We start from the raw sequence: 8,277 nt of genomic DNA, 5'->3' as shown, positions 1-8,277 counted from the left end.
TATGAACCGCTGGATCAGCGCGAGTAGAACTCGACGACCAGGTTCGGTTCCATCTTCACCGGGTAGGGCACTTCGTCGAGCGTGGGCACGCGCACGAAAGTGGCCTTGTCGGCTTCGGCGACGACGTAATCGGGCACATCACGCTCGGCCAGCGACTGGGCTTCAGCGATCAGCGCCATTTCCTTGGCCTTGGGGCCGAGGGTCAGCACGTCGCCCGGGCGGACGCGGCGGCTGGCGATGTTGCACTTCACGCCGTTGACGCGGATGTGGCCATGGCTGACGATCTGGCGGGCCGAGAAGATCGTCGGCGCGAACTTGGCGCGGTAGACGATCATGTCGAGGCGCTGCTCGAGCAGGCCGATGAGGTTCTGGCCGGTGTCACCCTTCATGCTCGCCGCTTCCTGATAGGTGCGCTTGAACTGCTTTTCGGTGACGTCGCCGTAGTAGCCCTTGAGCTTCTGCTTGGCGCGCAGCTGGATGCCGAAGTCCGACACCTTGCTCTTGCGGCGCTGGCCGTGCTGGCCGGGGCCATAGGCGCGGCGGTTGACCGAGCTTTTCGGGCGGCCCCAGATGTTTTCGCCAAGACGGCGGTCAATCTTATGCTTCGATGCCTTGCGCTTCGACATGGCAAGTCCTTTCAATTTGCTGCGCGGCGAGCCCGAGGGCCGGCCTATGGAAACCAGCCTTGAGGCCGGCGTTTCGTAGACCCGGAACCGCACCACGGACCCTTGCGGGGCGTGCGGCCACTGCTTCACCGGGCGTGCAGGGCCAATTGCGAAGGCGCGCCTAGACCAGCGATTGCGCGGAATGTCAAGGCGGGAGTGGTGGTTCGGCTCACGCGAACCGAGTTGGAAACAGGGACTGTCCCGATCTATCGGGGCGTGCGCATCAGGGCGGTGATGATGCCGCGCATCGTGCGCACTTCAAGGTGGTTCCACGCCGGCTTGGTCAGCATGTTGCGCAAGGTCAGCCGGGTGGCATGCGCGCGGCCCTGCGGCTTGAAGTAGTCGCGGGGTTCGAGATGCTCGGTGATCTGGGCGATCAGGCCTTCGAGTTCCTCCTGCGGGGCGGGTGGCAGGATCTCTTCGGCGGGAGGCTGGGCAAGTCCGGCGTCGGGCGCGTGCTTCGACCATTCGTAGGCACAGAGGATGACCGCCTGCGCGAGGTTGAGCGAGCCGAATTCGGGGTTGATCGGCACGGTGATGATCTTGCGGGCAAGCGCGACATCGTCGGTTTCGAGGCCGGAGCGTTCGGGGCCGAAGACGAACGCGGTGCCGCCGACGGCGCTGGCGGTCTCCTTCGCCGCTTCCTCGGGCGTGAGGACGGGCTTGGTGACACCGCGCTTGCGCACCGTGGTGGCATAGACATGCGCGCAATCCGCGACGGCTTCGGCCAGCGTTTCATAGACTTCGGCCTGCGCCAGCACGATGTCTGCACCGGCGGCGGCGGGGCCGGCGCTCGGGTTGGGCCAGCCGTCGCGCGGGGCGACGAGGCGCATGCGGGTGAGCCCGAAGTTCAGCATGGCGCGCGCGGCCTTGCCGATGTTCTCCCCCAGCTGGGGGCGGACGAGAACGATGACGGGGGCGTTGCTCATTTCCCACCGACCTCGCGCACAGTGCTCGCAAACTCCTCGAAATCGCGAGCTTCGGTGAAATCGCGGTAGACGCTGGCGAAGCGGATGTAGGCGACGCTGTCGAGCTGGCGGAGGCCTTCCATGACCATTTCGCCGATCTGGCGGCTTTCGACTTCGGCGTCACCCAGCGTTTCGAGCTGGCGCTGGATGCCCGAGACGAGACGCTCGATGCGTTCCGCGCTGACCGGACGTTTGCGGCAGGCGAGCGCGACGGACTGTTCGATCTTGGCGCGGTCGAAGGGTTCGCGGCGGGGCTCGCCGCCACCGGCGCCGCTCTTCACCACCATGACCTCGCGCAGTTGTACGCGCTCGAACGTGGTGAAGCGCGCGCCGCAGCCCTCGCACTGGCGGCGCCGGCGGATCGAGGTGTTGTCCTCGCTCGGCCGGCTGTCCTTTACCTGGCTTTCTTCATGGGCACAGAACGGGCAACGCATCAGGTGCTGTTACTTGATCCGCTGCCAGAAGGCATAGCCCGCCCCGACGGCAAGGCCGAGCGGCAGCGATACGAAGGGCAAGAGCGCACCAGCGACCGCGCCGATGCCGGCGCCGACGAGAACCGGCTTGGTCGAGGGGTGGTTCATGCCTTCCTTAGCCATGCCTTCGATTTCAGCCTTGGCACGCGATGCGATGTCGTTGTTGTCGGCCATGATTCAGAGCTCCGGATAGATGGGGAAGCGTGCGCACAGGGCTTCAACCCGTTCACGCACGCGTTGTTCCACCTGGCCATCGCCTTCATCGCCATTGCGCGAGAGGCCGTCGACCACTTCGGCGATCAGCGCGCCGATCTGCCGGAACTCGTCCTCGCGGAAGCCGCGCGTCGTGCCGGCAGGCGTACCGAGGCGGATGCCCGAAGTGACGAAGGGCGAGCGGGTATCGAAGGGGATGCCGTTCTTGTTGCAGGTGAGCCAGGCGCGGTCGAGGCCCTTTTCGGCGGCCTTGCCGGTGACGTCCTTGGGGGTGAGATCGACCAGCATCGAATGGTTGTCCGTCCCGCCCGAGACGATGCCGAGGCCGGCGTCCTGTAGGCTCGCTGCCAGTGCGCGAGCGTTGGCGACGACCTGATGGGCATAGGCCGCGAATTCGGGCTTCAGCGCCTCGGCAAAGGCAACAGCCTTGGCGGCGATGATGTGGACGAGCGGGCCGCCCTGCATGCCGGGGAACACCGCCATGTTGATCTTCTTGGCGAGCGCCTCGTCATTGGTGAGGATTACGCCCGAGCGGGGCCCGCGCAGGCTCTTGTGCGTGGTGGTGGTGACGACGTGCGCGTGCGGGATCGGCGAGGGATGCGCGCCGCCGGCGACGAGGCCGGAGATGTGCGACATATCGACCAGCAGGTAGGCGCCGATCTCGTCCGCGATGGTGCGGAACGCTTCCCAGTCCCACACCCGCGAATAGGCAGTGCCGCCAGCGATGATGAGCTTGGGCTTGTGCTCGTGCGCGGTGGCGCGGACCGCATCCATGTCGATCTGGTGGTCCTCGCGGCGCACCCCGTAGGCGACCGGCTTGAACCACTTGCCGCTCATATTGACCGGCGAGCCGTGGGTGAGGTGACCGCCCGAATTGAGATCGAGGCCCATGAACGTGTCACCCGGCTGCAGCAGCGCGAGGAACACGGCCTGATTCATCTGGCTGCCCGAATTGGGCTGCACATTGGCGAACTCGCAGCCGAACAGCTTCTTCGCGCGCTCGATCGCGAGCGTTTCGACGACGTCGGCATATTCGCAGCCGCCGTAATAGCGCTTGCCAGGGTAGCCTTCGGCATACTTGTTGGTGAACACAGAGCCGGCGGCTTCGAGGCAGGCGAGGCTGGTGATGTTCTCGGACGCGATCAGCTCGATCTTGGTCTGCTGGCGGTGCAGCTCGCCACGGATCGCAGCGTAGACTTCGGGATCGGCCGCTTCGAGGTGTTCGGTAAAGAAGCCGACTTTGCGGATTTCCTGCGCTGGTGCTGCAATGTTCATCGGCGGGGCTCCTTATGCGAGGGCAGGGGTGGAAAGCTTGGCGACGCGGCCTTCATGGCGGCCACCGAGAAATTCGCCCGCGAGGAAAGCCTCGAGGCAGGCCTTGGCCATTTCGGGGCCGACGAGGCGGGCGCCCATGGCGATGGCATTGGCATTGTTATGCGAACGGCTGAGCGAAGCGGACAGCGGCTCGCTCACCAGCGCGCAGCGCAGCGCCGGGTGGCGGTTCACCGCGATCGAGATGCCGATGCCCGAGCCGCACAGCGCGACACCGCGATCCGCTGCGCCCGAGGCGACGGCTTCGGCAAGCTTGTAGCCATAATCCGGATAATCGACACTGGCGGTGCTGTCGGGCCCGAGATCGAGCACTTCGTGGCCGAGCGCAGCGATATGGGCGGCGAGTTCGGCCTTGAGATCGAAGGCGGCGTGGTCCGAGGCGATGGCAATGCGCATGGGCGGCGGGTGGTCCTGCAGCGGGGGATTCGGTCAGCCAAAGCGCTTTAGGAGGGTTGGCTCGGCTTTGCCAGTGCGCGCGATTGCCTTAAGTGCAGTATAAGTAATTATGATAGAAATGGGAAGGAACCCATCCGGCCTGCCTGCGACACTCCGCACGGGTATTCGTCTTGCACAATCCGTTCGATCAGGCTTGGCTGCAAACTTGGCGTGATGCGGCGTGGGAGAGTTTATGGGCAAACGGCTGATCCTGGTGGCGGTTCTGGCGCTGGGCGTGCTGCTGGGCATCCGCGCGACGACCCCGCCTGCGCCGCTCGGCTCCGATGCGCCGCCGCAGGACTTTGCCGCTGGACGCGCGATGGCCGACGTGCGCTCGATTGCTGCGCGGCCGCACCTTGCTGCCTCGGCGGAAAATGCGGCGGTGCGCGCGCATATCGCGCGGCGGATGCAAGCGATGGGGATGGAGGTGCATGAGACGCCCTTCACCGCGCCGCCCGAAAGCGCCAAGCGCTTGGCCTGGTGGAGCGGGAAGGACGTTCCCGCGCCGGTGCTCACCAACGTGATCGGCGTGCTGCCGGGCAAGGACCGCAACCTGCCCGCTGTGCTGCTGATGGCGCACCACGATACGGTGGGCGGATCTCCCGGCGCGGCAGACGATACGGCAGGGGTTGCCGCGCTGCTCGAGACGGCGCGCGCGGTGCGCAGCGGTGGGCAGCCTGCGCGCGATCTGATCGTGCTGATCACCGATGGCGAGGAACTCGGGCTCGACGGCGCGCGCCATTTCTTCACCAGTGATCCCCTGCGCGCGCATGTGGGCGCGGTGATCAATGTCGAGGCGCGCGGGGGCGGCGGACGGACGACCTTGTTCGAGACTTCGGCGGACAACGGCATGGCGATCGCGCGCGCGGCGCGGGCGATCCAGCGACCGGCGGGCTCCAGCCTCGCGGTCTATATCTACAAGATGCTGCCCAACGATACCGACCTGACCGAGACGCGCGATGGACCGTGGACGGGCTACAACTTCGCGATGATCGGGCGGCCGCAGCTTTATCATTCGCCGAAAGCGACGCCCGATGCGCTCGATCAGGGCGCGCTTCAGGATATGGGCGCGCAAGTGCTCGACCTCACGCGCGAATTGCTGCGCGCGGAACTGCTTTCGGGCAAGGCGGCCGATGTGGTGTTCTTCGATGTGTTCGGCCTCGGCCTGCTGGTCTATCCGGCGTGGGTGGGCTGGGCGATGCTCGCAGTCGCGGCATTGGCGCTGGGCCTTGCCGCGCGGCGCGGGGGCGGCTGGAGGGACGGGCTAGCCGGAGCTGGGCGCACGCTGGCGCTGATCGGGTTGGCGGCGCTCGTGCTCTGGGCGGTGAACCAGATCTCGCTCGGGACGGGGAGGCCCAACTACTATGACCGGCTCGCGGCGATCCCGCGCCTCGAAGTGATGGCGCTGTGCGGCGGCCTTGCGGCGTTCCTGCTGACGCTGGGGGCATGCAAGGCGAAGCCGGCTGGGCTGGTCGGCGCGGCGCTGCCGCTTTTCCTGCTGGGCGCGGTGCTGCAGGCGCTGGCGCCAACTGCTGCCTACATCGTGGTGGTGCCAGTGATGCTGGTGGCGCTGGCCCTGGCGGCGGGCGAGGGACTTACGGGACGGGTGGCCGCGCTGGTGCTGGGGGCGCCGGTGATCGGCTACATGATCTCGATGGGCCATTTCGTGATGCAAGGCGTGGGACCGAACCTGCCGATGGCGGCAGCACTGCCGCTGGCGCTCGCCACTCTGGCGGCGTTGCCGCTGTGGGAAGGTCTGAGCGCTCGAACGGCGCGGCTGGCGGCAGCAGTGCTGCTGGTGATTGCGGTCGGCACGGCGCTGAACGTGCGGCTTGACCCGCTGGCGGATACGGTGCCGGCCTATAGCGCGGACAAATGAGAGCCGTTGCAACACCCGGGCCGTGTCTGTAGCGGCGCTATCGAACATAACATTCGGGGTGCGGGATGGCCCAGAACGAGGTCTTGATTGCGGGCGGTGGGATCGGCGGGCTGGTGCTGGCGCTGACGCTGCACCAGATCGGCGTGCGCTGCACGGTGCTCGAAAGCGTGCGCGAGCTGAAGCCGCTGGGGGTGGGGATCAACCTGCAGCCCAATGCGGTGCGCGAGCTGGAAGACCTTGGCATCGGTGAGGCCGAGCTTGACGCGGTCGGCATTCCGGCGCGCGAGTGGGCGCTGGTAGGGCTGAACGGCAAGGACATCTATGCCGAGCCGCGCGGCAAGCTGGCGGGCTATCGCTGGCACCAGTATGCGGTGCACCGGGGGCAATTTCATATGTTGCTCTATCGGACTGTGCTGGAGCGGCTGGGTCCGGAGGCGGTGCGGCTGGGCTGCCGGGTAAGCGGGTATCGCAAGGACGCGGATGGTGGCGTGACGGCGCTGGTCGAGCGGGCGGATGGCGGGCGCGAAGAGCTGCGCGGCGCGCTGCTGATCGGCGCGGACGGCATCCATTCGGCGATCCGCGCGCAGATGCACCCGGATCAGCCGCCGATCCACTGGGGCGGGACGATCATGTGGCGCGGCACGGCGCGCGGGGTGCCGATCCGCAGTGGGTCCTCGTTCGTGGGGCTGGGGACGAGCCGCCACCGCGTGGTGCTCTATCCGATCTCGCATCCGGATGCGCAGGGCCTTGCGGACATCAACTGGATTGCCGAGCAGACCTTTGACGAAGGCCATGACTGGACGCAATCGGGCTGGTTCCGGCCTGTGGCGCTGTCCGAGTTCGCGCATGAGTTCGAGGGATTTGTTTATGATTGGCTCGATCTGCCCGCGCTGCTGGCCGGGTCTGACGTGGCCTACGAAAACCCGATGATCGACCGCGATCCGCTGCCGACATGGGCGGACGGGCCGGTGCTGCTGATCGGCGATGCGGCGCATCCGATGTATCCGACGGGCTCCAACGGGGCCTCGCAGGCGATCATCGATGCGCGGGTGCTGGGGCGGATCATCACGCAGCAGGGCGTGAACGCGGGCGCGCTGGCGGCGTTCGATGCCGAGCTGTGCGGCCCCATCGGCGCAGTCGCGATGCGCAACCGGGGGGCAGGGCCGTTTGGCCTGCTCAACATGGTCGACGAGCGCTGCGGCGGGCAGTTCGACGATATCGACGCGGTGATCCCGGCTGAGGAGCGCGCGGCGTTCATGCTGGCCTATCAGAAGGCGGCGGGCTTCGCGAAAGAGCAGCTCAACGCCGCGCCGCCGACGATCCCGTCGGGGGCGAGGGTTTTGGCATGAGCATTACGCTGGAACACATCTGTGATCTGGTGGTCGAGCTTTCGCCGCCGCACGAAATGGGCGCGGCGCTTTCGGGCACGCGGCGGATCATCCCGATTGTGGGCGGGACGGCGACGGGTGCGCGGATCAACGGCCGCATCCTGAACGTCGGCGCGGATTGGCAGACGGTGCAGGCGGGCGGCGTGGCGCAACTGGATGCGCGCTATGCGATTGAAACCGACGACGGCGCGGTGATCGAAGTGGTGAGCCAGGGCATCCGCCATGCCTCCACCGAAGTTGCGGCGCGAATCGTGGCGGGGGAGGCGGTGCCGCCGTCCGAATACTACATGCGCACGGCGATCCGGCTGGACAGCGGGCATCCCGACTACGCGTGGGTGGCGCGCTCGATCTATGTCGCGGATGGCGGCAAGGTGGGGAACACGGTGCGGCTGGCGGTATATCGGGTAGGGTGAGGCGACCCTAGCACCCAAACGAAAAGGGCCCCGCCACAGCAGAGCCCTTTTCATTCAGGCCGGTAAGCCCGCTTTACTGATCGAGGAACGAACGCATCTTCCTTGACCGGCTCGGGTGCTTGAGCTTGCGCAGCGCCTTCGCTTCGATCTGGCGGATGCGTTCGCGGGTGACCGAGAACTGCTGGCCGACTTCCTCGAGCGTGTGATCGGTGTTCATGCCGATGCCGAAGCGCATCCGCAGCACGCGTTCCTCGCGCGGGGTGAGGCTGGCGAGAACGCGGGTGACGGTTTCTTTGAGGTTGGCCTGGATGGCCGCGTCCACCGGGATCACCGCGTTCTTGTCCTCGATGAAATCGCCGAGGTGGCTGTCTTCCTCGTCGCCGATCGGCGTTTCGAGGGAGATCGGCTCCTTGGCGATCTTCATCACCTTGCGGACCTTTTCGAGCGGCATCGAAAGCCGCTCGGCCATTTCCTCCGGCGTGGGCTCGCGGCCCTGCTCGTGCAGGAACTG

10 protein-coding genes are annotated in these 8,277 nt (G+C 66.7%); 3 read left to right on the top strand and 7 right to left on the bottom strand.

From position 1 onward, the window contains the following. Positions 1-14 precede the first annotated feature (14 nt). The 6 genes from rpsD to rpiB all read right to left on the bottom strand — a co-directional run bounded on the left by rpsD (position 15) and on the right by rpiB (position 4,047). Positions 15-626 carry a 30S ribosomal protein S4 gene (gene rpsD, locus Q0082_RS03835; RefSeq protein WP_298190113.1) on the bottom strand — a complete coding sequence of 204 codons (612 nt, stop codon included), beginning with the start codon at positions 624-626 and terminating at the stop codon, positions 15-17. Between the two features lie 245 nt (positions 627-871). Continuing rightward, positions 872-1,594, bottom strand: coding sequence for an RNA methyltransferase (locus tag Q0082_RS03830; RefSeq protein WP_298190111.1), 723 nt, complete (start codon positions 1,592-1,594; stop codon positions 872-874). Beyond that, on the bottom strand, positions 1,591-2,067 hold the full coding sequence (nrdR, locus tag Q0082_RS03825; RefSeq protein ID WP_298190108.1) for a transcriptional regulator NrdR: 477 nt from the start codon (positions 2,065-2,067) through the stop codon (positions 1,591-1,593). Before nrdR ends, Q0082_RS03830 begins: the two co-directional genes overlap by 4 nt. Before the next feature lie 9 nt (positions 2,068-2,076). Continuing rightward, the gene (locus tag Q0082_RS03820; RefSeq protein WP_298190106.1) at positions 2,077-2,280 is read right to left on the bottom strand and encodes a hypothetical protein; all 204 of its coding nucleotides are present in this window, start codon (positions 2,278-2,280) and stop codon (positions 2,077-2,079) included. 3 nt (positions 2,281-2,283) lie between these two features. Further along, the gene (gene glyA / locus Q0082_RS03815; protein WP_298190104.1) at positions 2,284-3,594 is read right to left on the bottom strand and encodes a serine hydroxymethyltransferase; all 1,311 of its coding nucleotides are present in this window, start codon (positions 3,592-3,594) and stop codon (positions 2,284-2,286) included. A gap of 12 nt (positions 3,595-3,606) precedes the next feature. Beyond that, complete coding sequence (gene rpiB / locus Q0082_RS03810) at positions 3,607-4,047, bottom strand: ribose 5-phosphate isomerase B (protein WP_298190102.1); 441 nt, start codon at positions 4,045-4,047, stop codon at positions 3,607-3,609. Between the two features lie 232 nt (positions 4,048-4,279). Between rpiB and Q0082_RS03805 the strand changes: the two genes are divergently transcribed. The 3 genes from Q0082_RS03805 (at position 4,280) to Q0082_RS03795 (ending at position 7,766) form a co-directional block, all read left to right on the top strand. Further along, positions 4,280-5,965 (top strand): M20/M25/M40 family metallo-hydrolase, encoded by a 1,686-nt coding sequence (locus Q0082_RS03805; protein WP_298190100.1) that lies wholly within the window; start codon positions 4,280-4,282, stop codon positions 5,963-5,965. A gap of 65 nt (positions 5,966-6,030) precedes the next feature. After that, positions 6,031-7,314: a flavin-dependent oxidoreductase gene (locus Q0082_RS03800; protein ID WP_298190097.1), complete on the top strand. Its 1,284-nt coding sequence runs from the start codon at positions 6,031-6,033 to the stop codon at positions 7,312-7,314. Beyond that, positions 7,311-7,766 (top strand): DUF3237 domain-containing protein, encoded by a 456-nt coding sequence (locus Q0082_RS03795; protein WP_298190094.1) that lies wholly within the window; start codon positions 7,311-7,313, stop codon positions 7,764-7,766. The genes Q0082_RS03800 and Q0082_RS03795 overlap by 4 nt, the downstream gene beginning before the upstream one ends. Positions 7,767-7,839: 73 nt before the next feature. Here the strand turns inward: Q0082_RS03795 and Q0082_RS03790 are convergent. Further along, positions 7,840-8,277, bottom strand: a 438-nt coding sequence (locus tag Q0082_RS03790; RefSeq protein ID WP_298190092.1) for a sigma-70 family RNA polymerase sigma factor, incomplete at its 5' end; no start/stop codon positions are given.

The organism is Novosphingobium sp. (assembly GCF_027489515.1).
Lineage (GTDB): Bacteria > Pseudomonadota > Alphaproteobacteria > Sphingomonadales > Sphingomonadaceae > Novosphingobium.
The sequence above is the reverse complement of the archived record's forward strand: the minus strand, read 5'-3'. Positions and strand labels throughout refer to the sequence as shown.

Bases quoted from the DNA above. Each gene is read 5' to 3' on its own strand.
- rpsD (WP_298190113.1), bottom strand. From the start codon at position 626: ATGTCGAAGCGCAAGGCATCGAAGCATAAGATTGACCGCCGTCTTGGC.
- Q0082_RS03830 (WP_298190111.1), bottom strand. From the start codon at position 1,594: ATGAGCAACGCCCCCGTCATCGTTCTCGTCCGCCCCCAGCTGGGGGAG.
- nrdR (WP_298190108.1), bottom strand. From the start codon at position 2,067: ATGCGTTGCCCGTTCTGTGCCCATGAAGAAAGCCAGGTAAAGGACAGC.
- Q0082_RS03820 (WP_298190106.1), bottom strand. From the start codon at position 2,280: ATGGCCGACAACAACGACATCGCATCGCGTGCCAAGGCTGAAATCGAA.
- glyA (WP_298190104.1), bottom strand. From the start codon at position 3,594: ATGAACATTGCAGCACCAGCGCAGGAAATCCGCAAAGTCGGCTTCTTT.
- rpiB (WP_298190102.1), bottom strand. From the start codon at position 4,047: ATGCGCATTGCCATCGCCTCGGACCACGCCGCCTTCGATCTCAAGGCC.
- Q0082_RS03805 (WP_298190100.1), top strand. From the start codon at position 4,280: ATGGGCAAACGGCTGATCCTGGTGGCGGTTCTGGCGCTGGGCGTGCTG.
- Q0082_RS03800 (WP_298190097.1), top strand. From the start codon at position 6,031: ATGGCCCAGAACGAGGTCTTGATTGCGGGCGGTGGGATCGGCGGGCTG.
- Q0082_RS03795 (WP_298190094.1), top strand. From the start codon at position 7,311: ATGAGCATTACGCTGGAACACATCTGTGATCTGGTGGTCGAGCTTTCG.